This window comes from Pseudomonas sp. AC229 (assembly GCF_979254655.1).
Genome location: NZ_CEEDHK010000002.1, coordinates 446,243 through 471,156 on the forward strand (window position 1 = coordinate 446,243; position 24,914 = coordinate 471,156).

General features: G+C 57.3%; 21 protein-coding genes and 1 other RNA gene. 13 read left to right on the forward strand and 9 right to left on the reverse strand.

Annotation, left to right across the window (positions count from 1 at the left end; all coding sequences use genetic code 11):
• Positions 1–92: 92 nt before the first annotated feature.
• Positions 93–860 carry a nucleotide exchange factor GrpE gene (grpE, locus tag AC0IW7_RS04655; RefSeq protein ID WP_471816046.1) on the reverse strand — a complete coding sequence of 256 codons (768 nt, stop codon included), beginning with the start codon at positions 858–860 and terminating at the stop codon, positions 93–95.
• Here grpE and recN point away from each other — a divergent pair.
• On the forward strand, positions 859–2,538 hold the full coding sequence (gene recN / locus AC0IW7_RS04660) for a DNA repair protein RecN (RefSeq protein ID WP_471816048.1): 1,680 nt from the start codon (positions 859–861) through the stop codon (positions 2,536–2,538). The genes grpE and recN overlap by 2 nt on opposite strands.
• A gap of 195 nt (positions 2,539–2,733) precedes the next feature.
• Here the strand turns inward: recN and fur are convergent, their stop codons facing one another.
• Positions 2,734–3,138, reverse strand: coding sequence for a ferric iron uptake transcriptional regulator (gene fur, locus AC0IW7_RS04665; RefSeq protein ID WP_122454032.1), 405 nt, complete (start codon positions 3,136–3,138; stop codon positions 2,734–2,736).
• A 97-nt stretch (positions 3,139–3,235) separates the two neighbouring features.
• Here fur and AC0IW7_RS04670 point away from each other — a divergent pair, with 97 nt between their 5' ends.
• The gene (locus tag AC0IW7_RS04670; RefSeq protein WP_471816049.1) at positions 3,236–3,754 is read left to right on the forward strand and encodes an outer membrane protein assembly factor BamE; all 519 of its coding nucleotides are present in this window, start codon (positions 3,236–3,238) and stop codon (positions 3,752–3,754) included.
• Positions 3,755–3,868: 114 nt separating this feature from the next.
• Here the strand turns inward: AC0IW7_RS04670 and AC0IW7_RS04675 are convergent, their stop codons facing one another.
• From AC0IW7_RS04675 to AC0IW7_RS04685, 3 genes are read right to left on the reverse strand one after another with little or no spacing between them, the layout of a single operon-like run.
• Positions 3,869–4,174, reverse strand: a complete 306-nt coding sequence (locus AC0IW7_RS04675) for an RnfH family protein (RefSeq protein ID WP_122493079.1) — start codon at positions 4,172–4,174, stop codon at positions 3,869–3,871.
• Positions 4,167–4,601: a type II toxin-antitoxin system RatA family toxin gene (locus AC0IW7_RS04680; RefSeq protein ID WP_471816050.1), complete on the reverse strand. Its 435-nt coding sequence runs from the start codon at positions 4,599–4,601 to the stop codon at positions 4,167–4,169. The genes AC0IW7_RS04675 and AC0IW7_RS04680 overlap by 8 nt, the downstream gene beginning before the upstream one ends.
• Before the next feature lie 7 nt (positions 4,602–4,608).
• Positions 4,609–6,012: a sodium-dependent transporter gene (locus AC0IW7_RS04685; protein WP_471816051.1), complete on the reverse strand. Its 1,404-nt coding sequence runs from the start codon at positions 6,010–6,012 to the stop codon at positions 4,609–4,611.
• Positions 6,013–6,188: 176 nt separating this feature from the next.
• Here AC0IW7_RS04685 and smpB point away from each other — a divergent pair, with 176 nt between their 5' ends.
• Positions 6,189–6,671: an SsrA-binding protein SmpB gene (gene smpB / locus AC0IW7_RS04690; RefSeq protein ID WP_122493082.1), complete on the forward strand. Its 483-nt coding sequence runs from the start codon at positions 6,189–6,191 to the stop codon at positions 6,669–6,671.
• Positions 6,672–6,778: 107 nt separating this feature from the next.
• On the opposite strand, the gene AC0IW7_RS04695 is transcribed toward smpB, so the two are convergent.
• Positions 6,779–7,546: an FCD domain-containing protein gene (locus AC0IW7_RS04695; protein ID WP_471816053.1), complete on the reverse strand. Its 768-nt coding sequence runs from the start codon at positions 7,544–7,546 to the stop codon at positions 6,779–6,781.
• Positions 7,547–7,856: 310 nt separating this feature from the next.
• Here AC0IW7_RS04695 and AC0IW7_RS04700 point away from each other — a divergent pair, with 310 nt between their 5' ends.
• The 4 genes from AC0IW7_RS04700 (at position 7,857) to AC0IW7_RS04715 (ending at position 14,212) form a co-directional block, all read left to right on the forward strand.
• Positions 7,857–9,548: a lactate permease LctP family transporter gene (locus AC0IW7_RS04700; RefSeq protein WP_471816055.1), complete on the forward strand. Its 1,692-nt coding sequence runs from the start codon at positions 7,857–7,859 to the stop codon at positions 9,546–9,548.
• A gap of 92 nt (positions 9,549–9,640) precedes the next feature.
• Positions 9,641–10,810 (forward strand): FMN-dependent L-lactate dehydrogenase LldD, encoded by a 1,170-nt coding sequence (gene lldD, locus AC0IW7_RS04705; protein WP_122493085.1) that lies wholly within the window; start codon positions 9,641–9,643, stop codon positions 10,808–10,810.
• Between the two features lie 27 nt (positions 10,811–10,837).
• Positions 10,838–13,654, forward strand: coding sequence for an FAD-binding and (Fe-S)-binding domain-containing protein (locus tag AC0IW7_RS04710; RefSeq protein WP_471816057.1), 2,817 nt, complete (start codon positions 10,838–10,840; stop codon positions 13,652–13,654).
• Positions 13,655–13,903: 249 nt separating this feature from the next.
• The gene (locus AC0IW7_RS04715) at positions 13,904–14,212 is read left to right on the forward strand and encodes a hypothetical protein (RefSeq protein ID WP_471816059.1); all 309 of its coding nucleotides are present in this window, start codon (positions 13,904–13,906) and stop codon (positions 14,210–14,212) included.
• Positions 14,213–14,300: 88 nt separating this feature from the next.
• Here AC0IW7_RS04715 and AC0IW7_RS04720 read toward each other — a convergent pair whose 3' ends face one another.
• Positions 14,301–17,225 carry a response regulator gene (locus tag AC0IW7_RS04720; protein WP_471816061.1) on the reverse strand — a complete coding sequence of 975 codons (2,925 nt, stop codon included), beginning with the start codon at positions 17,223–17,225 and terminating at the stop codon, positions 14,301–14,303.
• Between the two features lie 154 nt (positions 17,226–17,379).
• On the opposite strand from AC0IW7_RS04720, the gene ssrA reads away from it, so the two are divergent.
• Both ssrA and AC0IW7_RS04730 read left to right on the forward strand, forming a co-directional pair.
• Positions 17,380–17,767, forward strand: a transfer-messenger RNA (tmRNA) gene (gene ssrA / locus AC0IW7_RS04725).
• A 112-nt stretch (positions 17,768–17,879) separates the two neighbouring features.
• On the forward strand, positions 17,880–19,718 hold the full coding sequence (locus tag AC0IW7_RS04730; protein ID WP_471816062.1) for a DUF6538 domain-containing protein: 1,839 nt from the start codon (positions 17,880–17,882) through the stop codon (positions 19,716–19,718).
• On the opposite strand, the gene AC0IW7_RS04735 is transcribed toward AC0IW7_RS04730, so the two are convergent.
• Positions 19,705–20,682: a retron St85 family RNA-directed DNA polymerase gene (locus AC0IW7_RS04735; protein WP_471816063.1), complete on the reverse strand. Its 978-nt coding sequence runs from the start codon at positions 20,680–20,682 to the stop codon at positions 19,705–19,707. The genes AC0IW7_RS04730 and AC0IW7_RS04735 overlap by 14 nt on opposite strands.
• Entirely contained in the window at positions 20,679–21,614 is a 936-nt protein-coding gene (locus AC0IW7_RS04740) for a retron St85 family effector protein (protein ID WP_471816065.1), read from the reverse strand. The genes AC0IW7_RS04735 and AC0IW7_RS04740 overlap by 4 nt, the downstream gene beginning before the upstream one ends.
• A gap of 417 nt (positions 21,615–22,031) precedes the next feature.
• Between AC0IW7_RS04740 and AC0IW7_RS04745 the strand changes: the two genes are divergently transcribed.
• From AC0IW7_RS04745 to AC0IW7_RS04760, 4 genes are all read left to right on the forward strand, one after another.
• Positions 22,032–22,601, forward strand: a complete 570-nt coding sequence (locus AC0IW7_RS04745) for a recombinase family protein (protein WP_471816067.1) — start codon at positions 22,032–22,034, stop codon at positions 22,599–22,601.
• A gap of 161 nt (positions 22,602–22,762) precedes the next feature.
• Positions 22,763–23,194 (forward strand): hypothetical protein, encoded by a 432-nt coding sequence (locus AC0IW7_RS04750; RefSeq protein WP_471816069.1) that lies wholly within the window; start codon positions 22,763–22,765, stop codon positions 23,192–23,194.
• Between the two features lie 4 nt (positions 23,195–23,198).
• On the forward strand, positions 23,199–23,798 hold the full coding sequence (locus AC0IW7_RS04755; protein ID WP_471816071.1) for a helix-turn-helix domain-containing protein: 600 nt from the start codon (positions 23,199–23,201) through the stop codon (positions 23,796–23,798).
• Positions 23,799–23,892: 94 nt separating this feature from the next.
• Entirely contained in the window at positions 23,893–24,879 is a 987-nt protein-coding gene (locus tag AC0IW7_RS04760) for a hypothetical protein (RefSeq protein ID WP_471816073.1), read from the forward strand.
• Positions 24,880–24,914 lie beyond the last annotated feature (35 nt).

The following is a 24,914-nucleotide window of genomic DNA, read 5'->3' on the forward strand; positions in this document are numbered from 1 at the left end:
TCCTGAAACTGAATTTGGTTGCCGCAGTAGTGGTGGCTAACTGCGGTAGCACTTAAACGCTTGACTGATAGATGGGGGCCTTACGGCAAATTTCAAGCCTGCTCGTCAATCGAAGGTTGCGGCTCGGCAGGCGCCTTGCTGACCACCACCATCGCGGGGCGCAGCAAACGGCCATTGAGCAGATAACCTTTTTGGAACACCTTGAGCACACTATTGGGCTCGACGTTGGTGCTTTCCTGCATCGCCATGGCCTGATGATGCTCGGCGTTGAACGGCGCGCCGTGCGGGTCAATGGCTTCGAGGTTGTAACGCTTGAGCGTGTCCTGAAACAGCTTGAGCGTCAGCTCGATACCCTCTCGCACTGGCTTGATTGCCTCGTCGTTGGGGTTGGAAAGCTCCAGACCACGCTCAAGGCTGTCGACAACCGGCAGCAGATCATTGGCAAACTTTTCCAGCGCAAACTTGTGCGCCTTTTCAATATCCTGCTCGGCGCGGCGGCGCACGTTCTGCATGTCAGCCGCAACGCGCAACGCTTGGTCCTGAGCAGCAGCCAGCTGTTCTTCCAACGTTTGCACGCGGGCCGCCAGGTCTTCGCCCACCGCCGACTCGGCAGCATTTTCAATATCTGGATTCTGGGCGTTCTGGGTCTGTTCGTCGGCCATGCGGTTCTCCTCTTTATATCGCTTGCCTGCTCGGGCTAAACCGTTCCGAGCGGTGAGTAAACAAGTCGCGAGCCTCAACTCACGGTTCTGCCGCTTATATGGGGTCGCAATCTGCCGATTCAAGAGCACAGGAGGATTGTCAGGAACAAAACAAACACTGTATAAATAACCAGACTTTACGCCTGGAGCCTCCGCCATGCTGGTACATCTCTCCGTACACAACTACGCCATCGTTGAGCACCTCGACCTCGAACTAAATGGCGGAATGAGCGTGATCACCGGCGAAACCGGCGCCGGCAAATCGATCATGCTCGACGCGCTCGGCCTCACGCTGGGTGACCGCGCTGACAGCGGCGTTGTGCGCCCGGGCGCCGATAAAGCAGACATTCTCGCCAGCTTCGATCTCTCCGACATTCCCGAAGCGAAAGCCTGGCTGGCCGAGCGCGACCTCGACAACGACGGCCCGTGCATCCTGCGCCGCGTCATCACTGCCGAAGGCCGGTCGCGCGGTTACATCAACGGCTCGCCATGCCCGCAAGGCGATCTGAAAGCCATCGGTGAATTACTCATCGATATCCACAACCAGCACGAACACCAATCCCTGCTGAAGCCGGAAACACACCGCCGTCTGCTGGACGAATTCGCCGGCAGCCAGGAATTGGCGCGGCAGGTGCAATTGGCCGCACAGCGCTGGAAGCAAACGCGAAACGAGCTGGAGCGGCTGTCCAGCGCCGGGGACGAGCAACGCGCGCGCCATCAGTTGCTCAGCTATCAATTGGAAGAACTGGACAACCTCGGCCTTGGCGAAAACGAGCTGGAACAACTCGAGCAGGAACACAAAACCCTGACCAATGCGGAGGGCCTTCTGAGCGCCTGCCGATTGGTCATCGAACAGTGCAGCGAAAATGACAGCGGCAACGTGCTGTCTGCGTTGACCAGCAGCGTGAGCCGCCTGAGCAATTTCCGTAGCCAACCGGGCTCGCTGGGTGAAGCGGTAAACCTGCTCGCCAGCGCGCAGATTCAAGTGGAAGAAGCAATTGGCGAACTGAACCGCTTCCTTGACCATTTCGACGCCGACCCCGAACGCCTCCAGCTACTCGAAGAACGCCTGGACACCATTTATACCCTGGCGCGCAAACACCGCATTTTGCCCAGCGAACTGGCGAACCTGCAGCAGCAACTGTTCGAGGAACTGGAAAGCCTCAATGCAGACGACCAAGCCACCGAGCGGCTCGCTGAAGAGTTGACGGCGTTCGCGCGTCATTACCAGGAAAAAGCTGAAGAGCTCAGCGCCCTTCGCCACGGCGCCGCCAGCAACCTGGCCCGTGCCGTAGAGGTGGAAATGCAGCGTCTGGGTATGCCCGGCGGGCGTTTCACCATCGAACTGCACAACACCAACAGCACCGACCCGCACCCGCAAGGGCTGGAGCAGGTGGAATTTTTGGTCAGCGCCAACCCGGGCCAGCCGCTTAAAGCGTTGGCGAAGGTCGCCTCTGGCGGCGAGCTGTCGCGGATCAGCCTGGCGATTCAGGTAATCACGGCCCAGACCTCGCGCGTACCCACGCTGGTATTTGACGAAGTGGACGTCGGCATTGGTGGCCCGACAGCCGAAGTGGTCGGCCAACTGCTGCGCCGACTCGGTGAGCGCGGCCAAGTACTCACCGTTACGCACCTTCCGCAAGTGGCGGCGCAAGGGCATCAACATTTGTTCGTACACAAGGCGCGTGGCGACGGCGAAACACATACAGCCGTAGCGACCCTGGACAGCGCCGGCCGCGTGGAAGAAGTCGCGCGCATGTTGGGCGGCGTAGACCTCACCGAGGAGTCGCTGGCCCACGCCCGGAAGATGGTTAGCAGCGCTGCTGCCAACGCTTAAAAAACCGCCGCCATAAAAAACGCCGCGCTCTTTCGAGACGCGGCGTTTTTATTTCGTGAGCCTAAAACGTGGACTGGGGCTTCTGGGCTACAGCCAGGCAAGGCGAGCGACGGCAGAAAAGCGCAGCGTACTCAAGTACGTGAGCATTTTATGGTGGCGCTCAACGCAGCATGGCCGACGACCAGAAGATTCCAATCAACGTTTTTTGCGGACGTAGAGAACCAGGTTGTGATCCACCAGTTCAAAACCATGCTCTCGCACGATTTCCTTCTGACGCTTTTCGATTTCCGCATCGAAGAACTCAATCACTTCGCCGGAATCGACACAGACCATGTGGTCGTGGTGACCGCCATCGGCCAGTTCGAATACGGCATGACCGCCATCGAAGTTATGACGCACCACGAGACCAGCCGCTTCGAACTGAGTCAGAACACGGTAGACCGTGGCCAAGCCCACATCCTCGCCAGCCTCCATCAGTGCTTTGTAGACATCTTCCGCACTCATATGGCGCTGCTCTGCAGAGTCGAGCATCTGCAGAATCTTGACCCGCGGCAGGGTCACTTTCAGGCCAGCTTTACGTAGTTCGCTATTTTCTACCATGGTCAGCTTTCTCGTGGTTGCTGCTTCGCAGCTCCCTTCAATGCAGGTATGATCGGTGGCCAAATTGCCCAGCCAAGATAGTGGAAGTCTCCCACCGATGCAAAACACCAAGCTCTTGCTGACTAGCCTCACCGTTGTGGGCTTACTCGCACTCGCCGGCTGTTCATTCCCCGGGGTTTATAAAATCGACATCCAGCAGGGCAATGTCGTGACGCAGGACATGATAGACCAGTTGAAGCCTGGAATGACCAGACGCCAAGTGCGGTTTATCATGGGTAACCCGATGATTACCGATACGTTCCACGCCAACCGCTGGGACTATCTCTACAGCATCCAGCCTGGTGGCCGTCAGCGTTTGCAAGAGCGCGTAAGCATCATCTTCGACGCCAACGACCAACTGGCAGGCCTGTCCGGCGACTTCATGCCAGGCGTGAGCCGCGATCAGGAAATTCTTGGCCAGGATGAAGCGCCAGCCGCAGCGCCGAAAGCCGAAGACAAAGCCAAACCGGAAGAGCCTGCCAAGCCCGGCTCGCTGCTTGAAAAAATCCAGAAAGACGTCGACGTCGAAACCGTACCGGTTCCAACGCCGACACCGCTGGAAACCTCGCCTCAGTAATCCTTTACTGGCGACACAAAAAAGCCCGGACCAGTCCGGGCTTTTTGTTGCCTGAAATTCGTAAACCAAGCGCTGTGGGCAGTGGGACGATTCGCTACCACGCCAAGAATAAAGCTACTGCCGCTTTGCCGCCGCCTTCGCTGCGCGCAGCTTGCGCACCTCTTTCGGATCAGCCAGCAAGGACCGGTAAATTTCTACCCGATCCCCATCTTCCAACACACGCGCTTGTGGATCAGCCAGTGCTTTGCCGAAGATTCCGAGCGGGCAGGTTTGCGGATCCAGTTCAGCAAACGTTGCCGTTAGGCCGCACCGCTCCACGGCTTGCCGCGCCGTCGTACCCGCCGGCACCTGCAACGGCAACAGGTGCTGCTCATCGGCCAAGGCATACACCACTTCAACCGTAATCAGCGCTTCAGCCATGCAACTCTTTAGCCCGCTGGCAGAACGCATCCACCAAGGTGTTAGCAGCCTGGTTGAACAGCGGCCCCAAGGTGGCACGCACCAATTGGCCGGAATACTCGAAGGAAAGGTCCAAGCTGATTTTGCAGGCCTTGTCGGTCAGCGCCTTGAACTGCCAGACGCCATGCAATTCAGTGAACGGCCCCTCTTCCAGATTCATCTCGATGCTTTGGCCATTGACCAGCGTATTGCGCGTAACGAAGCGCTGGCTCAATCCACCTTTGGCCACTTCCAGACTCGCGCGCATCAAGGTGTCGGTTTCCTCGATCACGGTGGTCGAGGCGCACCACGGCAGGAAGTCGGGGTAACTCGCCACGTCATTAACCAGGTCGAATAGCGCCTGGGCCGGATACGGCAGTAAAGCGGAGCGTTGAATATGGGTGGTCATGCAAATCTCACTTAAATAACTGCGTAGCGAACACGATGAGGATACCCAGCGGCGCGACATAACGCATAAGGAAGAAGGTAATGGCGAACAAGCGACGGTTGCGCATCGCCAGCTCATCACGGACCGCCTCGCGCCCCATGATCCAGCCGGCGAACACCACGAAGGTCAGCGCGCCGAGCGGCAGCATGATGCGTGAGGTGAAAAAGTCGATGACGCCAAACAGGTCCAGCCCACCGGCAGCACCCCACTGATAGAGCTGAAACCCTTCGCCTTCACTAATAAAGAATTTGGCCTCTTTCCAGATGTTGAACGAGAACACCGTACCGAGCCCAACGAACCAGCAACTGAAGGCCAGCGCCGAGGTAATCCAGGCGCGGCTGAAACGGGTGCGCTCAACCAGATACGCCACCATCGGTTCCAGCAGCGAAATCGCCGAGCTCCAAGCCGCAACGGTGACCAGCACGAAAAACACCACGCCAATCACCTGCCCGAACGCCACGTTGCCAAATGCCAGCGGCAAGGTAACGAACATCAGCCCCGGCCCTTCGCCCGCGTTCAAACCGGCGGCGAACACGATCGGGAACAACGCCAAGCCGGCGATCAGCGACACGAAGGTGTCCAGCAACGCGACACCCACTACCGTCCCGGTGATGGACGTTTGCTTGGGCATGTACGCCCCATACACCAGGATGGCGCCAATCCCCACGCTCAACGAGAAAAACGCATGGCCCATCGCTGGCAGCAGACCATCCATGAGTTTCGAAGGGTCGAGGTGGAACATAAACCGCACCCCCTCCATGAAATGGCCGGTGGTCAGGCTGTAGCCGAGCAAAATCAGCAGCAGCACAAACAACAGCGGCATCATTACCCGCAGGCTGCGTTCCAGCCCCTCGACCACGCCGCGAGCGATCACCACAGCTGACAACAGCATGAAGGCAGAGTGCCAAAGGATCAGCCGCCAGGGGTCAGCAACCATGTCGGCAAAATAGCGCGCGGCTTGTTCGCCCTCGATGTTCTGAAATTTCCCCCAGCCAACGCCGAGGATATAGTCCAAAGCCCAGCCGCCTACCACGCTATAAAAGGAAAGAATCAGCAGGGCAGTGACCATTCCGGCGAACGCGGCCCACGACCATTTGCCCGCATGGGCGGTGTGAGCGGCGAGCGCTCGCAAGGCGTTGGCAGGGCTCAAGCGAGAGCGGCGACCTATCAAGGTCTCGGCCACCATCACCGGCACACCCAGCAGCGCGATGCACAGCAAAAACATCAACACGAACGCGCCGCCGCCATACACGCCGGTCATGTACGGGAATTTCCAGATACTGCCCAGCCCTACCGCCGAGCCGGTTGCGGCGAAAATAAATACCCAGCGGCTGGCCCACGAGCCGTGAACCGAAACCTTGTCGCCTGCCATAAAAAACCTGCCGGTTGATGCGGCCCAAGGGAGGCCGAAAAGAAGAGGCGCGCATTGTCCGAGATTCACCCCTGCCTCTCAAGGGCACGCGCCGTGATGGCAACACGAGCAGCCTTAGCGTAGCGGCTGCGTAAACTGTCGCCAGCAGCAAGACTGTTGCTTATAATGCCGCGCCTATGGCCAAGCAAAAAAAACACCCTCAGGGCACCATCGCCCAAAACAAGAAAGCCCGTCACGACTACTTCATCGAACATAAATTCGAAGCAGGTCTGGTGCTCGCTGGCTGGGAAGTCAAAAGCCTGCGCGCCGGTAAAGCGCAGTTAGTCGACAGCTACGTACTGTTGAAAAACGACGAAGCCTGGCTCATCGGCGCGCACATCGCGCCACTGACTGCGGCCAGCACCCACGTTATCGCCGACCCGGTCCGCACCCGCAAATTGCTGCTCAACAAGCGCGAAATCGAGAAGCTCACTTCTTCCGTGCAGCAGAAAGGTTATGCCTGCGTGGCGCTGTCGATTTACTGGAAAGCGCACCTGATCAAGTGCGAAATCGGCTTGGGTAAAGGTAAGAAGGAATACGACAAACGCCACACCGAGCGTGAGCGCGATTCCGACCGCGAGCTGCAACGCGCTGTTCGCACCAAAGGCAAGGACGACTAACACCGCCCAACCTGCTGCATCCAAAAGCATCGCGGCTGAAGCGCTCCTACGACTCGCACACTCTGTAGGAGCGGCTTTAGCCGCGATGCTTTTTTGCTTCAGCGCGCTTAAAACCCCTGCCGCCGCTCCGCCCGCGCCACGCGCTGCGCCTCTTGCAGCCCTTCGGCCAGCACTTCCTGTACGTAATGAATATGGCGATTGGAGACTTCACGCGCCTCTTCCGCGCGTCCCTCAATAATCGCTTGGTACAGCTCGCCGTGCTGCTGCATAAGCATTTTCCGCGTCTCGCTGCGCAGGGCGTACATGCCGCCGATGTTGGTCACCACGTTGCGCTTGAGCAGGTCGAACAGCCCGCGAATGGTGTGGAGCAAAACCGCATTGTGGCTGGCTTCGGCAATGGCCAAATGAAAGCGCGCATCCGCCGCGCCCTCTTCGGCGCGACTGACTTTACCTTCGCTGGCGTAGCACTGTTGCAGCGCTTCGAATGCCTCGCGCAGGCGCTGGTGGTCCAGTTCAGTGGCCCGTTGCGCCGCATAAAACGCGCACGAGCCTTCCAGGGTGTGGCGAAACTCCAACAAGTCGCGCTGAGCCTCGGGGTTGCTCTCCAGCAGATGCAGCAGGGGATCACTGAAGGTCGAGCCCAGCGACTCCGCCACATAGTTACCGCCGCCCTGGCGACTGACTAAAAGCCCCTTGGCCGCAAGCTTCTGAATGGCTTCACGCAACGAAGGGCGCGACACGCCGAACTGTTCCGCCAGCGCTCGCTCGGCCGGCAAACGCTCCCCTGCTTTGAGCGTGCCCTCCAAAATCATGCGCTCGAGCTGCGAAACGATATCGTCCGACAAGCGGCGCTGTTGAATATGACGGAACCCCATGCCTTTCTCCGCTACGCCCGATTTCAAATCGCGACCGTTCTAGCCTGCGCCTGAGACGCGTCGGCAGCAGCCTAACGACCGCGCCGTTCATCCCACAAGAATTACCTGACTTCGCCCACCCCAAGACCAAAGTCGTATGTAGGCAAATTGACAGAGTCTGCGTAGGGCTTTTACCCTGATCCGTCGAATTTGTAAATTGGTATGACCAATTACCCGACGCACAAGTTGAGCGCATCCATCCCGCCACAAGCGCCTGGACCGTGACCCAACACCCAGGCACACCCAACAATAATCAGGGAGCCAACCCACGATGCAAACCTGGCAACAGCTGTACACCCCACTGGGCAGCCTTGGGCTGTCCGCCCTGGCGGCCGTCGTACCGATTGTTTTCTTCTTCCTTGCGCTCGCCGTGTTTCGCCTCAAAGGCCACGTGGCGGGAAGCATCACCTTGGCGCTGTCGATCGTCATCGCCATCGTCGCCTTCCAGATGCCAGCGGACATGGCGTTCGCCGCCGCCGGCTATGGATTTATGTACGGCCTCTGGCCAATCGCGTGGATCATCGTCGCGGCGGTATTTCTCTACAAACTGACGGTGAAAAGCGGTCAGTTCGAAATCATCCGCAGCTCTGTGCTCTCAGTCACCGACGATCAGCGCTTGCAGGTTTTGCTGATTGGTTTCGCCTTTGGCGCCTTTCTCGAAGGCGCGGCGGGCTTCGGTGCGCCGGTGGCTATTACCGCTGCGCTGCTGGTTGGTCTGGGTTTCAACCCGTTGTATGCGGCGGGTCTGTGCTTGATCGCCAATACGGCGCCGGTGGCGTTCGGTGCGCTGGGTATTCCGATCATCGTGGCCGGCCAGGTAACCGGCATCGACGCGTTCAAGATCGGCGCGATGGCTGGCCGGCAACTGCCGCTGCTGTCGATCATCGTGCCGTTCTGGCTAGTGGCAATGATGGACGGCTGGCGCGGCATCAAAGAAACCTGGCCGGCGGCGCTGGTGGCCGGGTTGTCGTTTGCGATCACCCAGTACTTCACCTCGAACTTCATCGGCCCGGAACTGCCAGACATTACCTCGGCGCTGGTCAGCCTCGTCTCGCTCACCCTGTTCCTGAAAGTGTGGCAGCCGCGTCGCAGCGCCAACGCGCAAATCGCCGGCGCTACCGGTGGCAGTGCGATGGCAAGCGCGGGCGGTTTCGGCCAGCCGCGTACCACCACAGCGTCGCCTTATAGCCTCGGTGAGATTTTCAAAGCCTGGTCGCCGTTCCTGATTCTGACCGTGCTGGTAACCATCTGGACGCTCAAGCCGTTCAAGGCTCTGTTTGCGGCTGGCGGCGCGATGTACAGCACCGTGTTCAATTTCGCGATTCCGCACCTTGATCAGTTAGTGATCAAAACCGCGCCCATCGTGACAGCACCGACAGCCATCCCGGCGATCTTCAAGCTGGATCCGATTTCAGCCACCGGCACGGCGATTTTCTTTTCAGCGCTGATTTCCATGCTGATCCTGAAAATCGATTTCAAAACTGGTCTGACCACTTTTAAGGAAACACTGTTTGAGCTGCGCTGGCCGATTTTGTCCATCGGCATGGTGCTGGCGTTCGCCTTTGTCACCAACTACTCGGGCATGTCTTCGACCATGGCCTTGGTGCTGGCCGGCACCGGCGCGGCATTTCCGTTCTTCTCGCCATTCCTGGGCTGGCTGGGGGTGTTTCTGACCGGTTCGGATACCTCTTCCAACGCGCTGTTCAGTTCGCTACAAGCCACCACCGCGCACCAGATCGGCGTGAACGACACCCTGTTGGTGGCCGCCAATACCAGCGGCGGCGTGACGGGCAAAATGATTTCCCCGCAGTCGATTGCCGTGGCGTGCGCCGCGACCGGGCTGGTGGGCAAGGAGTCCGATCTGTTCCGCTTCACCCTCAAGCACAGCCTGATCTTCGCCGCGTTTGTCGGCCTGATCACCCTGGCCCAGGCTTATTGGCTTACCGGCATGTTGGTGCACTAAACCCGCTGGCGCCGACCCGCCGTTGCGGTGTCGACGCTGAACTGAACGAGGCGGTTCGCCGCCTCGGGTCTTTTTCCACACGGGACGACCTGATGATTATTTCCGCCTCTTCCGACTACCGCATCGCCGCCCAGCGCAAGCTGCCGCCGTTTCTGTTTCATTACATCGACGGCGGCGCCTACGCCGAGTACACCTTGCGGCGCAACGTTGAAGACTTGGCCAGCATCGCCCTGCGCCAGCGCGTGCTGCGCAATATGTCCGAGCTGAGCCTGGAAACCCGCCTGTTCAACGAAACCTTGGCTATGCCAGTGGCATTGTCACCCGTGGGCCTGACCGGCATGTACGCGCGCCGGGGCGAAGTGCAGGCGGCCAAAGCCGCCGCTGCCAAAGGCATTCCGTTCACCTTGTCGACGGTGTCGGTGTGCCCCATTGAAGAAGTGGCGCCGGCCATCGACCGCCCCATGTGGTTCCAGCTGTACGTGCTCAAAGACCGTGGCTTTATGAAAAATGCCTTGGAGCGCGCCAAGGCCGCCGGCGTGACCACGCTGGTGTTCACCGTCGACATGCCAGTGCCCGGCGCACGCTACCGCGACGCCCATTCCGGCATGAGCGGTGCGAATGCGCCGATGCGCCGTATGCTGCAAGCCATTACCCATCCGAGTTGGGCGTGGGATGTCGGCCTGCTCGGCCGCCCGCATGACCTTGGCAATATCTCCGCGTACCGAGGCAACCCCACCGGGCTGGCCGACTACATTGGCTGGCTGGGTGCCAACTTCGACCCGTCGATTTCGTGGAAAGACCTGGAATGGATCCGCGATTTCTGGGACGGCCCCATGGTGATCAAAGGCATCCTCGACCCGGAAGACGCCAAAGACGCAGTGAAATTTGGCGCCGATGGCATCGTCGTCTCCAACCACGGCGGCCGCCAACTTGATGGCGTATTGTCCAGCGCGCGGGCCATGCCAGCCATTGCCGATGCGGTCAAAGGCGACCTGGCGATTCTCGCTGACTCCGGCATTCGCAACGGCCTCGACGTGGTGCGCATGATCGCCCTGGGCGCTGACACGGTCATGCTGGGCCGCGCGTTTATTTACGCACTGGCCGCAGCGGGCGGCGCCGGCGTGACTAACCTGCTGGAGCTGATCGAAAAGGAAATACGCGTGGCCATGGTGCTGACGGGCGCCAAAACCATCGCCGACATCAACGCCGACTCACTGGTGCGCGAACTCGGCCAGCCCGTGATCGAGCAATTTCAGCAGTAACCCGCGCCATCGTTCAGGAGTTGCCCTTTGAGTCTGCCCACCGCTTTTCTCACCGCCGTCGAACAGCTGATTCCGCGCGAGCGGCGTTTCGACGACGCGCTGTCCACCTTGGCCTTCGGCACGGACGCCAGTTTTTACCGGCTGATTCCCAAGCTGGTCGTGCGCGTTGAAAGCGAGGATGAAGTGGTGCAGTTGTTGAAACTGGCCCATGCCGAACAGGTGCCGGTCACCTTTCGCGCGGCCGGCACAAGCTTGTCCGGCCAGGCCATCAGCGACTCGGTATTGATCGTGCTGGGCGATAACTGGAATGGCCGTGAGATTCGTCAGAACGGTGCGCAGATTCGTCTTCAGCCTGGCGTCATCGGCGCCCAGGCCAACGCCTGGCTAGCGCCGTTCGGCCGCAAGATCGGCCCGGATCCCGCCTCGATCAACGCCTGCAAAATTGGCGGTATCGTCGCCAACAACGCCAGCGGCATGTGCTGCGGCACCGCGCAAAACACCTACCACACGCTTGCCGGCATGCGCCTGGTATTGGCCGACGGCACGCGCCTGGACAGCGAAGACCCAGTCAGCGTCGCCGCCTTTCACAGCACCCACGGCGCACTGCTGGAGCAACTCGCCGAGCTGAGTCGCAACACCCGCGCCCACCCCGAACTGGCAGCAAAAATTCGGCATAAATACCGCCTGAAAAACACCACCGGCTTGTCGCTCAATGCCTTGGTCGACTACGACCAACCGCTCGACATTCTCACGCACCTGCTCGTGGGCTCCGAAGGCACGCTTGGCTTTATCAGCGCCGTGACCTACGACACCGTGATCGACCACCCGCATAAAGCCTCGGCGCTGATCGTATTCACCGATGTAGAGAGCTGCTGCAACGCCGTCACTGTGCTGAAAAGCCAACCGGTATCGGCCGTTGAACTGCTCGACCGTCGTAGCCTGCGCTCGGTTGAAAACAAGGCCGGCATGCCCGCTTTCGTTTGCCAATTGTCAGCTGGCGCGTGTGCCCTGCTGATCGAATCCCGCGCGGCGAGCGACACCCTTCTGCAGGAGCAGATTGGCCAGATCATGGCCTCGCTCGCCGGCTTTCCGGTGGAAAAACAGGTCGACTTCAGCACCGATCCGTCGGTGTACAACCAGCTCTGGGCGATCCGCAAAGACACCTTCCCCGCCGTCGGTGCGGTGCGCGAGACCGGCACCACGGTGATCATCGAAGACGTGACCTTTCCGGTCGAGCACTTGGCCGCCGGCGTGAACCGCCTGATCGCCCTGTTCGACAAGCATCGTTACGACGAAGCGATCCTGTTCGGCCATGCGCTGGAGGGCAATTTGCACTTCGTCTTCACCCAGGCCTTCGACACGCCGGAAAAAGTGGCGCGCTATTCGGCGTTTATGGACGACGTCGCGCATCTGGTGGCGGTGGAGTTCGGCGGGTCGCTGAAAGCGGAACACGGCACCGGGCGCAACATGGCGCCGTTCGTGGAATTGGAATGGGGCAGCGACGCGTATCAACTGATGTGGCAGCTCAAACGCCTGCTCGATCCGCGCGGCATTCTCAACCCCGACGTGGTGCTCAGCGAAGATCCGCAGGTGCACCTAAAGCACCTGAAACCACTGCCGGCCGCCGACGAGATTGTCGACAAATGCATTGAGTGCGGCTTCTGCGAGCCGGTGTGCCCATCGAAGGGCCTGACGCTGAGTCCGCGCCAACGCATCGTGATCTGGCGCGACATTCAAGCCAAGCAACGGGCTGGCCTCGACACCACCGACCTGGAGCGCGACTTCCGGTACCAAGGCGTCGATACGTGCGCCGCCACGGGCCTGTGTGCGCAACGGTGTCCGGTAGGGATCAACACCGGCGAACTGGTGAAAAAACTGCGCGCGCAAAGCGCCGACCAAGGCAAAGCCGCCGACTGGCTGAGCAGCCATTTCCACACCGCTTTGCAAGGTGCGCGCTTCACCCTTCACGTCGCCAACGGCGCACGCATGCTGCTCGGCGCGCCGCGCCTGGCGAAGGTTTCGGCGTGGTTTAGCCAGGCCTCGAAACAACGCGTTCCGCAGTGGTCGCCAGCCATGCCGCAACCAGAACGGGCGCTTCGCTTCACCGCGCCGGTAGACGACGCCCGGCCGCGCGTGGTGTACCTGGCAGCCTGTGTTTCCCGCGCCATGGGCCCGGCAGCGGCGGATCGTGAACAACAGTCGCTATTCGGAAAAACCCAAAGTTTGCTTGAAAAAGCCGGCTATCAAGTGGTGTTTCCGAGCAATCTGGACAACCTCTGCTGCGGGCAGCCCTTCGCCTCGAAAGGCTACAACGAACAGGCAGACGCCAAACGCCAGGAACTGATCAACGCCCTGTTGGAAGCAAGCCGTGGCGGGCTCGACCCGATCTACTGCGACACCAGTCCGTGCACGCTTCGGCTGGTGCAGGACCTCGGCGAACCGCGCCTGGACCTTTACGATCCGGTGCGTTTCATCCGCACTCACTTGCTCGACAAGCTGACGTTCGTGCCCCAGGACGCGCCCGTCGCCGTACACGTAACGTGCAGCACCCAACACCTCGGCGAAAGCCAGGCGCTGATCGACCTGGCGCGCCTGTGCAGCAAAAATGTGGTGGTGCCCGAAGGCATTCATTGCTGCGGTTTCGCTGGCGACAAAGGCTTCACCACGCCGCAGTTGAACGCCCACGCCTTGCGCAGTTTGAAAGAGGCCGTGCAGCACTGCGACGAAGGCATTTCCACCAGCCGCACCTGTGAAATCGGCCTGAGCCAACATGGCGGCATCGACTACCACAGCCTGGTGTATCTGGTGGATCGGGTGACGCAGGCGCGCGTGCTGTCAGCGTAGGGCTGGGTGACGGGAATTCGATACGAGCAGGATGGTGTTAACGCGTTGGGTCAATCGCGGCTGAAGCCGCTCCTACAAAAAATGGGTGGGAAAAGGCTGGAAAAAACACTGAACCGCTTCGTTTAAGTGAAAGTCCATCTGTATACGCCCGCAGATAAAGCGGGTTTTGACAGTCTCGCCCCCTCACGGCTCCGCGAGCCCCACCTGGGGTTCTGGACGAGAGCCGCAGCCACGAGAAGGAGATTCACCATGAAGCGCACCGCCTTGCTGTATCCAGCGGCACTACTGTCCGCGACCCTAATGGCATCACCTGTTTTCGCCGCCGACCTGTGCGACGCCAACCTGCAGAAAATTCAGGACACCCTGACCACCAAGCAGGCCACGATGAGCGAGTCGCTGAAGACTCAAGTGATGGAACTGCAAACCTCCGCCAAGCAAGCGAAAGCCGCTGGCGATGAGAAGAAATGCGTGGAAGCCTCGGCCATGGCCGTGCAACGCCTCGAAGCGCCGAATACCGAAGGCAGCGGCGACAGCGGTGGCGGCAGCGGCGGTAGCTGATTGTCGGTTTTCGCGTAAATGAAAAGCCGGCGTTGTGCCGGCTTTTTTTTGTATGGCATTTAGTCGCCGTCAGGCGTCTTGCGTCGCCCTACTGATCAATCACCACCACCTCCACCAAGAGCTTCATCGCCACTTGCCGCAGCTCTTGCAAGTCCACGGGTTTGGCCAGGCAGTCTTGTGCGCCACGGCGCAGAGCGTCGGCAAACACGTCTTCATCGGCAGCGGCGCTCACCACCAGCACCGGCACATCGCTTAGGTGCGGAGTGCGGCGCAGCAGGTCGAGAATATGCAAGCCGTCGCCGTCAGGCAGGTCGAGGTCGAGCAGCACCAAGTCCGGCGTGAAACTTTCGAGCATGGCGTAGGCGCGCTGAATAGACGCCGCGCCGCGCACCTGCGCCATTCCGCGCAGGCCTTCCTGCAATACCCGCATGCACGCCGGGTGATCTTCCACACACAGCACGGCAGCCAATTCCTTGCTTTCCTTCGCGGCAACGGAGCTCGACGGCGCGCTGGTTTCCGGTGCGGCAGCGCTAGGCAGGTCGATCCAGAAACGACTGCCAATGCCCGGAGTGCTCATCAAGCCCAGCTCGCCATCCATCAACTCCGCCAGTTCACGGCTCAGCACCAAACCGATGCCGGCGCCGGGGATGGTCGAATTTTCCCAACCGAGGCGCTGAAACGGTTGGAACAGCCGGCTCTGTTGATCGTCAGTCAGGCCCGGCCCGGTGTCCTGCACCCATAAACGAATGCCGCTGGCGCGTACCTCGTAGCCGAGGCTGACCATGCCTTGCGGGCTGTTGTACTTGATCGCGTTGGACAGCAGGTTAAGCATGACTTGCCGCACCCGACGGACATCAGCCCAGACGTACATACCGGACTGTTCCGAAGCCATCACCTGCAACTGCTGGCCACGTTGAGAGGCTTCCGGCTGCACCAGCTCGGCACAACTGCGCAGCAGCTCCGCCACGTCGACAGAGGAAAACTGCAATTGCTGGCGCCGGCTTTCGATGCTGGAGAGGTCCAGGATGTCTTCCACCAGCGAGGTCAAATGGCGACTGGCGTTAACGATTTCGCGGGCATAGTCGGCCTGCTGTTCGGCGCCGGGTTGCTCCTGGGCATCCAACTCGATCAATTGCGCGAAGCCGTAAATGGCGTTAAGCGGCGTGCGCAACTCATGGCTCATGCTCGACAGGAAACGGCTCTTGGCCTGGCTGGCCTCTTGCGCCTCCAGGCTGGCGCGGCGCAGGTCCTCCTGCACTTGTTTGAGCCCGGAAATATCCACATGCGTGCCGGCCACGCGCATGGGTCGACCTTGCGCATCGCGTTCCAGCACTTTGCCGCGACTGAGCAGCCAGACGTAATTGCCCTCGGCGTCGGCGAAGCGATATTGCGCCTCGAAGGTGTCTTCGGTGCTGTCGGCAAAACCGAAACGCAGCTGACGCAAGCGGTCGAGATCGTCGGGGTGCACGCGCTGGTTGAACTCGGCAAATGTCAGGCACTGGATATTCAGACCGTAACGCTTCACACCCCGCCCGCGCACGGTAATGGTCATGCTCCGCGCTTCAACTTCCCACAGGCTTTCGGTGGTGCTTTCGAGCACCAACTCCAGCTGTGCTTGCGCTTTGAAGCGCTCGTCTTCGCTGGCCTGGAGTTGCTGCCCGGTCTTCTGGGCCGCCTCGGCCATGTAGGCCAGTTCGTCGATCTCGATGTCGGTGGCCTGCGGCTTGTAATTGCCCTTGCCAAGCTCGCCCATCATGTCCACCACATCCGCCATGGGCTTGGCCAATTTGGCGGTTAGCAGCCGTGAGCGCCGCCACATCCAGGCGAAGAACAGCAGGTAGAAAAACACCAGGCCGGCGATCAGCAGGTAACCAATCTGCTGGTAGCGCTCGGCCAGATTTTCAGTGGCTTGGAAGATGTTTGCTTCATCCACCACCACCATGAGCCGCCAGCCGGTTTGCGGAATTTCGCTCCAGGCCACCAGTTGCTTGCGACCGTCCAGCATCACTTCCTTCACATCACTGCGGCTGGCGGTCATGGCTTGCAGCAACGGCTGCAAATCGCGGCGATCTTTGAGGTCGAAGTCGTCGGGCTTTAGCACCTCTCGCCGCACCGCTTCGGCGTAGCTGTATTCGGTCAGTTCGTTAAGGCCGAAATCCTGCTCGCCGGCTGCGGGCAAGGCGATGACTTTCTGATCGCGGCTGACCAGCACGGCATAGCCATGCCAGGGCACTTGCAGGTTGCCGATTTCGCTGACCATCTGACCGACCGTGATGTCGAGCCCCACCACACCTTCAAGAAAATTATCGCGGTACACCGGCGCCACTGCCGACATCATCCAGCCCTGGCCGGCGGGGTCGAGATACACGTCGGTCCACACCACCTTGCGCTCGGGGTTGTGCTTGGCGTCGGCTAGGTAATAGAAGTTGTAATCAGGAATCACCATGTCGTGGGCATAGCGATCTGGCGTCATGAAGAACGGGTAGATGCGGTTGTAGCTGTCCCAACTGTTGAAATACAGCGCCGACACCAGCGGGTTGGCATCGCGTATCCAGCGCATCAATACGTCCACACGGGACAGGCGCAGCACCTTGGCGTGGTCCTGTTTTTCCAGCGGTGTGGCGTTGGAGTAAAACGAGGCCGCTCGCCCCTCGTCGCGATGGCTGTAATGCACGCCGTCGGGCGTTGTGGAATAGCGTGAGCGCTCCAGTGCATCGGCCTGATACGTCAGGTCGGATAACGCGCGCGTGGTCGCGGCCTGGTAGATTTTTGTCTGCGCCTCCAAGCCCTCGAGGCGCCGGCCGATGATCTCGCCCTCGCGCTGCACGGTGCCGGTCAAATCCTGAGCAGCGCGCTGTTGCAGGTAGTCCAACTGGGTGTCGCGAATGGCGGTATTGGTGAGCAGGTACACGGCAATGAGCACCGACTCCACCAGCACCAGCGGAATCAACGCACTTTGCAAAAACGCGCGCCAAATCCATTGGCGCAAGGGGTAACGCGGGCTAAACGGCATAGGGCAGGTCTCAGCAATAACTGCACGTTACGACAGAATACTTATGAGCCTAATCTTATAGCCTGTTGGCGCCGATGGCGTACGGCAAGCTGGTCGACGCGCTGGAACCTTTGCAGTAGACTGCCGGTCCCAATCGTTAACCACGATAGGTTTTGGGGCCGATTAGGATTCGACGCCGGTTACAAAACTTGAGGGGCATGCCGAGTTGGTAACAGAACTCGTAAATCCACTGTTGCAAAACTCTATAATTGCCAATGATGACAATTACGGTGCCCAACTAGCTGCGTAAGCAGCCTAGTCGCACTTCTGGTAGCTTCGGCTCCAGCAATCATGAGGGGATGTCTGTAAACCCAAAATGATTGTCATATAGAACAGAATCGCCGCGTAGTACGTTGTGGACGAAACGGCTAAAACTTACACAACTCGCCCAAAGCACCCTGCCCGTCGGGCGGCTGAGGGTTAACTCAATAGACACGGCTAAGCATGTAGAACCGACAGCAGCGGACTGGCGGACGGGGGTTCAAATCCCCCCGGCTCCACCATCACTAGCCAAGAGCCCCGAATTTCGGGGCTTTTTGCTATCTGCACCCGCCAATTGCTGCGGGTGTGACACTGCGGTGTGACACTCAAGTGGGGCATCACCCGGTGCTCTACATGAAATACAACCCTTCGTACCTGACGCTCAATCGTCACGGCACCTTCTACTTTCGCATCGTTATCCCTCGTTCTCTGCGCCTGCTATTCAACGGGCAGCGAGAGATCCGCCGCACCCTGAAAACTGACAGCCAACGATTGGCCCGCAAACGTGCGCGCCAGTATGCTGCCCGCTACGAAGCAGTTTTTGACAGAGTGATTAGCGTGGTTGAACGTGATGATCTCGGCCTTACCGAAGCCGACTATGCGGAGCTAATGGAGCTCCTGCCTGATACCTCCAGCGAACGAGGTTGCAGCAACTCAGCTGGACCAATCCTCTCGAACGAGGACCTTGAAATTCGACAGCGCCAGAGAGAAGTAGAGCGCTTGCTCACCGGAGCGTATGGGCGCCCTATTCCCTCTGCGCTACAGCCTTTAGCGCGGCAGTTGCTTAATCTCTCCTCCACGTACATGCCTACAGAGCTGAGGACGTTGCTTCCGAAGCTCCGGGACGAGATAGCGCTGAGCAATCTCCGCACTCCAATCAGCCACGCGGATGCTGGTGCTGTAAATACGCATAGCGAGACATATGACCCCGCTATGGCTAACTGGACGCTCTATCAGGTGTGGCAGCACCAGCTTGCACGCGACAGAGCAGATATCTCCTCCAGTGGAGGACAGGCGAATCATGGGGGCACTCTAGAGGAGCGAGATCGGCGTGCCCGCGTGATGACAGTGCTCACAAGACATAAGCCAGTGACCCAACTGAGCAGGCAGGATTGGCAGGCTGCGTACGACGCGGCGCGAAAGACCAAAAACAACGTGAAGGCATCAGTAGCACCGGACCGCGAAACGCCCTTGGAAGAACTCCTGACAGATGAGACTGCTCAGATGACAGGCCATGAGCGAGTCAGTGCGCTAATTACCTCGATGAAGCAGTTGCAGAATTATGCCAGACACCTTGATCTAACCCAGGTAAGAGTCGATGACTTAATTTTAAAGCCAGTGCAGCGCAGAGCTACGGAACGTTCACGCGACGGAGTGCCTTTTTCGGCAGAAGACCTTGAAGCAATTTTTTCAGGCTTTATCTATAAAGGATCAATCCCTACCGATAGAACCAAAGCCTACCCTTTTTGGTACTGGATGCCTTTGATTGGATATTTTACCGGCGCCCGCACTAACGAAATAGCACAACTTGACACTTCAGACATTAGAAGTATCGCGGGTTATCCATGCATCGATTTCTGCGCTGATGACCCTATTACCCCGGAAGCAAAGCGGATAAAGACAAACGAGGCTAGACAGGTCCCGATTCACCCACGCTTAATTGAGCTAGGATTTCTAGTGTTTGCGGAAGAACAAAAAAATGCAATGCAGAAAAAGTTATTTGGCGATGGCTTAACATATCTAGCCCCCAGAGATGCTGGGACGAGTCACAACAAAGAAGGCTGGGCGAAAAGTGCCGGAAAATTTTTCAACGAAAAGCCCAATGGTTATCTCGTAAAGATAGGAGTACACCATCCGAACGACGGGAAAAGCATTTACTCTTTTCGCCACACCTTCGAAACAGCACTACGAAATGTCCGGCGTAGCGGTGGCTTAATAGATCAAACCGTTATTGACGCAATTAGCGGGCATGCTCCCGAAGATATCGCAGGGAGGCATTACGATGGTGGACCAACTATCGAGCACAAATTGGAAGCGATAAAATCACTTCCTATTCCTCAGGCCATCAAAGTTCTAACTGGCTATCAATCAGACTTTGTAGATAGATTCGGAATCATTCTTTCTAAGAGCATTGCAGGTCACAGGAGGAAACACCCAAGAAAGCTCGCAGCCTACCCGACTACTCCTGACTAGTGCCTAAACCGGAGATCCTGACCTCACTTCGCTTCCTAAACAGCGAAGTGACCGTCTGACTCCCATATTTACCCCGCATTCTAGAAACGAATAAAGGCTCAACATCAAGCGCAAAACCGAGGAGCCCTTGCAAGTTATATATCTCTTGCTCAGAGAGCTTCCCTAATGAAAAATTGTGAATCATTGCACTGAGTTTTCGCTTTTTCTCTCGCCCTAGGGAGATCTTACCTTCATTGCTCAACACGATTCCTGTTACACGCCTTTGATTTTTCTTAGAAACATGAATGGTTTTCCTTTCATTTAAAGTCAAAAATGAAAAACCCTGCTTTTCCATAATGGAAATAAGCATCGACTCAATGTTTGCTGAAGCACCTTTTACATTAGTAGAAAAGGCCATATCATCCGCATACCGAGAATAAACAATTTCATTGTCTGAGCACCATTTACTAACAGCCTCATCAAATCGGTACATTATCGAATTCGAAAGTATTGGGGAGCTCGGCGCCCCAATACTCAGGCAGGGCTCAAGCCCGCCGCCGTGCTGAACACAGCATACTCGTGCAATATCGGCAATGCTTTGCTCCGTTAAAACAGAACCAAGGAAATCGGCCAAATGCCTCACTAAATCGGGAAATTTAATTGACCCAAAAAAATCCACAAAATCGAACTTAGATAAATACGAATTCCGCGCATGTAACTCTGCGTTCTTTTTAATACTTGCCCCTCGCTGGTACGCAACGGCGCTTGCGTGCACTGGAAGATTTTTAAATACCGTATTTATCAAATAGCCTTGCAAGTATTTAATTTCACGCGCCGGCTGCGCTATTAATCTTGTTCCGCCATTTTTTTTATCGATGGTATAGCGTTTGTAAGTATGTGGTGCTCGGAGAATTAAGCGAAAGACGTCCTGCTCTGAGATAGGAAACTCCTCAGAAACGCTCTTCCTGAAGTCATACAAACTCATCTACCACCTCCCAGCCGAGCACCCTGGATAGCCCTAGACCTATTCCGCTCGGTTTTCTCGGAGCTGTAATATTTATTGCAATCCAACTGGGTGCGCAGATGATCAAGAGGCCCCTGCGACCTCATTGAAAACTTCATCCTATGGAAACTATCGTCACTTAGCGCATAAAAAACAGGCCCACCGTAGGTAATCTCTTTAATTAACTTGAAGTTCTCAAGCAGAAAAATCTTTCGCCTTAAGAAATCTCGAGCAACTACTCTTCCGAGCTTATGTAAAAAATCCAAAAGCTCGCTTTCTTTTAACGCGACAAATATTTTAATCAGCTCATATATCAAAACAACGAGATGAACATCGCTCGCAGCGACAAACGTTTGAGACTTTTTCAGGCTGTCTAATTCACCCTTAATGTCTTCGATTACATCGACCACAACGTCATTCGATATATTCAGCGGATCACGCACCTGCCATGGATACCTCTTAACTCCAGTTTCATGGTCACGATGAATAAACCTAAGTATTCCAAGATTTATAAATGATTGCTGCCCCGTGTATTCGGAAGCGACGATAGCTATTAGCTTCTTACTCAAATCCGGCAGTTGCGAGAAAGCGCCGAGCTCGGCGATAGCTCCTTCACTTTCCAGAATAATCACAACAAGTGAGCAAATGCTTGCAAGATCTGACTCAAAATCCATTAGGTTTTTGAATACGCCATCGTTCTGCCAAGACTTAATTTCCTCCGGCCGAAAAATTTCATATGGCGGATGGCTTCGGGTAACAGCATGCCTGAGGGAAGCAATTGGAGGATCAGCTGCATCAGGGTGGTCCTTTTCAGGAACAAAACCACCGCAAAGAAGGACGATTGGATCCGAGGAGTAAAAGATCTTGCTATCCGTCAAATCAATATCAGCAAGTATCTTAGGTCTCGGATCCATGAGAGAAACGCTCTTTACCAAGGTACAGCCGCAGAGAATATCTGCGGACCGGAACGGCTTTTTGTGTAGGGCCGCAGATATTCTCTGCGGAACAAAACCACACAATGTTATGGAGTCTGGCGGAGCGCCCGACTAAGCATTAAGACAATTAGTGCCTTGCAGCTCTATTCGCGTAAAGAACGGGGATCTTTTTACCCTCGCATTAAGCAACGGTCAAGCAATGCATCCCCACTCGACAACCCCGCGATTGCAGCGAAGCCTCACTCAAACCTAAGGAGGATGGCCGGTCTCACAAAACGACCGTTAGATGACCCCCTAAAAACCACCGAACAATGGTGCCATTAATATAGCCTTTACATAATGACACCACCGAGATAATGTGACACTACCTTTAATGACACCAACAAGGAGTCCTTCATGTCGCGCACCTTCATTTACGCTCGCGTATCAACTGATGGCCAGACCACCGAAAATCAGGTGCAGCAAATCAAGGCAGCGAACTTCGATGTGAAGCCAAACCGTGTTGTCGAGGAAGTGATCTCCGGGAGCGTCGCAGCAAAGGAACGCCCCGGCTTTAAGAAGCTCATTGAACGTATGGAGGCTTCGGATGTGCTCATCGTCACCAAGCTGGACCGCTTGGGCAGAAACGCGATAGACGTCCGGGAAACCATCGACTCGCTAGAGTCGGAGGGTATTCGAGTTCACTGCCTCGCTCTTGGAGGAATGGATCTAACGTCGGCAGCAGGGAAGATGACAATGCAGGTGCTGGGAGCCGTCGCGGAGTTTGAAAAAGACTTGTTGGTTGAACGTACTCAGGCCGGCCTAGCTCGAGCCAAAGCTCAGGGCAAACGCCTCGGGCGTCCGGTGGCAGTGGAAACAACCGCTCTTGTTCAGCAACTCAAACAGCAGAACCTGAGCCAAAGCGAGGTAGCCGCTAGGGCCAACCTAGGACTCTCTACAGTCAAACGCCACTGGAATAAAAAGTAAAATAAACTCTTGCAAGTCAACGTGTTACGTGATTATCAACTAGACACAAGACGCGTTGACGCACTAAAATATCCGGACTGCCCAGAGAGGTAGACTTAAAAAGAGCTACGAGAAATCGGACATGGACACCGCCCTATTCAATTTCTTGTGGAACCCAACAGATGACTTCTCTAGAGCAGCACGCTCGCAACTTCCTCGCCAACCCGCTGCATTCGTACCAGCGCTTAGCCGAACACCTGAATAGCATTCACCCCCGTACCGACGGCTCTCGTTGGACAAAAGATTCTGCGTACCATTTTTGCCGTTCCAACGGCATCACCTCTTCGCGCCGGTGCCGAAGTCAACCAGCAGCTTCAGCAGCCAAACGCCGGAATAACGTACTTCGCATTGTTTCCGCCGCCATCGCAGGACTCGCTGCTCTCAAGCTAACACCCCGCGATATCGCGCCGTTCACCCCCAAAGAAGTCGCAATGTGGTCGGGGGAGTCACGGGTCAACGTAACGAGCAACTGGCAGGCGATTGATGCCGCGCTGCGGTGCCTTTCGGGCTTTGCCCCTAAACCGATTGTCCTGCATATCCACGAGGACGACTGACTGAATGACTGGGGCCAGAAAGACACCGGATCAGGCAGCTCAGGTGGTTGTTCTGCGCGAGGCTGGCTACACCTTGCCAGCCATTGCTTCTCGCCTGGATATCAGCCTAAGCACAACCCAACGACTCCTGAAAAAACACCCAACCATTGCTGGTGCTGCAACCAAGGCCGTCATTTCCAAGGCTCGAGAAGAGTTGCTGCACAAGGCATTCGCTTTGGAAGAGATCCAGCTGATTGCGGCGACCCTCATACATGACGATCTCGCCATGTGCCGGCTCATCCGCGACAAGCTTAGTCAGGCATTGGAGTCGCTAGACCTCACCAGTGCAAATGCGCCGCTGGCATGCCGAGCACTTGCGGCCAGCTCCACCACACTCAAGCTGACCCAAGAGGTTGGCCGGCGCGCCCTTCCGCTTGAGAAGCTTAATCAGGCGCTTGAGGTCGACGAGCTTCCGGAGCTAGTCATACGCGTGATGACAGAAGATGACGTCGGAGCTATGCGCGCGCAACAGAGACGAGAGGACGCCGAGCTGTACGGAGAAGTGGAGGACAGCTCGTGGTCTCCTGCTGGGGACTGCGACGGAGAGATCGTCATGGAGAGCTGACCGCTTGTTGACCTAAGTACGACCATCAGCTGTCAAACCCTTAGAACCAGCCACCACCTTTGAACACCCTGGCTGATATGCGTAGGAAGCAAATTTGAAAATCGTCTCCCAAACCATGGCCTGTGAGGAGGTCGTGCTTACCGATGCTGAGTGCGCATATCTGCTCGAACAACACGACGCTGGCATTGATATTGGTCTGAGCTTTCCCGTAGCTGGCGTAGCCGCGAAAAAGCAAAAACCCGTAAAACGGCCTCGCTCTAGAATCATTCCGACACTAGGCGCGACGGTGCATAGCAAGCAGCTCACCATGGCCAACAGAAGTATATTGGGTAAAAGCTATTCCCTATCCCTAGCACTGGGAGAGAGAGCCAAAACGTACCTTGATACCGCTCCTCCAATCGCGACAAAACTGACGACCTGGAGATCTTGCAATCAGTACACGAAGTTGGCACTGGCTGCGGCACCTCTCTACCACATGGCAAAGCAACGTGATTGGGAGCTGAAAGCGTTCACGATGATCCTCAGCCAGGATCTCCATGATCGCCTTGAGGCAGGCGATAGCTCCGCTCTCGAATACATCAAAGATGAGTTCAAGCGTCGGACTTCAGCGACAGTTGGGAAAGTGGAGTATTTGTTCGCTTTCGAACGGGCGCCGGAAGGTCTCGCTTGCGAAGGGAGCCGGCGTCGCTGGCACATTCATGGGCTGATAATCGGGCCCAAAGGGTTTTGCTCACAGGGTAAAGACAACCCACTCAGAAAGGCCCTGAGATCGCTACGGGGCGACGCAGATGCAGATTTGATGTTTACCACGCCCGGCGAGAAGAAAAACACGCTCGCGCTTTCCGGAGCACAACGTTGGACCGTTTACGCCTGCAAGAATGGCCTGACCGTCGAGATAGATCCAACCACCGTCGAGATGTACGACCTAGCCCCCGGCAAGGAGACCTATATCTCGCGCAACCTAAGACGGGAAGCGGAACGGTGGCATGAAGGCATGCGAAGAGGAAAGACGGCGACCGAGCTGGTTAAAAGCGCCCAGCCCGGCCTCTACTGCTCAACGATCATTAGGGGCTCAAAATGAGACCTTCAGCTCGCTGCGAGAAGGCATCACGAACA

Bases quoted from the DNA above. Each gene is read 5' to 3' on its own strand.
- recN (WP_471816048.1), top strand. From the start codon at position 859: ATGCTGGTACATCTCTCCGTACACAACTACGCCATCGTTGAGCACCTC.
- grpE (WP_471816046.1), bottom strand. From the start codon at position 860: ATGGCGGAGGCTCCAGGCGTAAAGTCTGGTTATTTATACAGTGTTTGT.
- fur (WP_122454032.1), bottom strand. From the start codon at position 3,138: ATGGTAGAAAATAGCGAACTACGTAAAGCTGGCCTGAAAGTGACCCTG.
- AC0IW7_RS04670 (WP_471816049.1), top strand. From the start codon at position 3,236: ATGCAAAACACCAAGCTCTTGCTGACTAGCCTCACCGTTGTGGGCTTA.
- AC0IW7_RS04675 (WP_122493079.1), bottom strand. From the start codon at position 4,174: ATGGCTGAAGCGCTGATTACGGTTGAAGTGGTGTATGCCTTGGCCGAT.
- AC0IW7_RS04680 (WP_471816050.1), bottom strand. From the start codon at position 4,601: ATGACCACCCATATTCAACGCTCCGCTTTACTGCCGTATCCGGCCCAG.
- AC0IW7_RS04685 (WP_471816051.1), bottom strand. From the start codon at position 6,012: ATGGCAGGCGACAAGGTTTCGGTTCACGGCTCGTGGGCCAGCCGCTGG.
- smpB (WP_122493082.1), top strand. From the start codon at position 6,189: ATGGCCAAGCAAAAAAAACACCCTCAGGGCACCATCGCCCAAAACAAG.
- AC0IW7_RS04695 (WP_471816053.1), bottom strand. From the start codon at position 7,546: ATGGGGTTCCGTCATATTCAACAGCGCCGCTTGTCGGACGATATCGTT.
- AC0IW7_RS04700 (WP_471816055.1), top strand. From the start codon at position 7,857: ATGCAAACCTGGCAACAGCTGTACACCCCACTGGGCAGCCTTGGGCTG.
- lldD (WP_122493085.1), top strand. From the start codon at position 9,641: ATGATTATTTCCGCCTCTTCCGACTACCGCATCGCCGCCCAGCGCAAG.
- AC0IW7_RS04715 (WP_471816059.1), top strand. From the start codon at position 13,904: ATGAAGCGCACCGCCTTGCTGTATCCAGCGGCACTACTGTCCGCGACC.
- AC0IW7_RS04720 (WP_471816061.1), bottom strand. From the start codon at position 17,225: ATGCCGTTTAGCCCGCGTTACCCCTTGCGCCAATGGATTTGGCGCGCG.
- AC0IW7_RS04730 (WP_471816062.1), top strand. From the start codon at position 17,880: ATGAAATACAACCCTTCGTACCTGACGCTCAATCGTCACGGCACCTTC.
- AC0IW7_RS04735 (WP_471816063.1), bottom strand. From the start codon at position 20,682: ATGAGTTTGTATGACTTCAGGAAGAGCGTTTCTGAGGAGTTTCCTATC.
- AC0IW7_RS04740 (WP_471816065.1), bottom strand. From the start codon at position 21,614: ATGGATCCGAGACCTAAGATACTTGCTGATATTGATTTGACGGATAGC.
- AC0IW7_RS04745 (WP_471816067.1), top strand. From the start codon at position 22,032: ATGTCGCGCACCTTCATTTACGCTCGCGTATCAACTGATGGCCAGACC.
- AC0IW7_RS04750 (WP_471816069.1), top strand. From the start codon at position 22,763: ATGACTTCTCTAGAGCAGCACGCTCGCAACTTCCTCGCCAACCCGCTG.
- AC0IW7_RS04755 (WP_471816071.1), top strand. From the start codon at position 23,199: ATGACTGGGGCCAGAAAGACACCGGATCAGGCAGCTCAGGTGGTTGTT.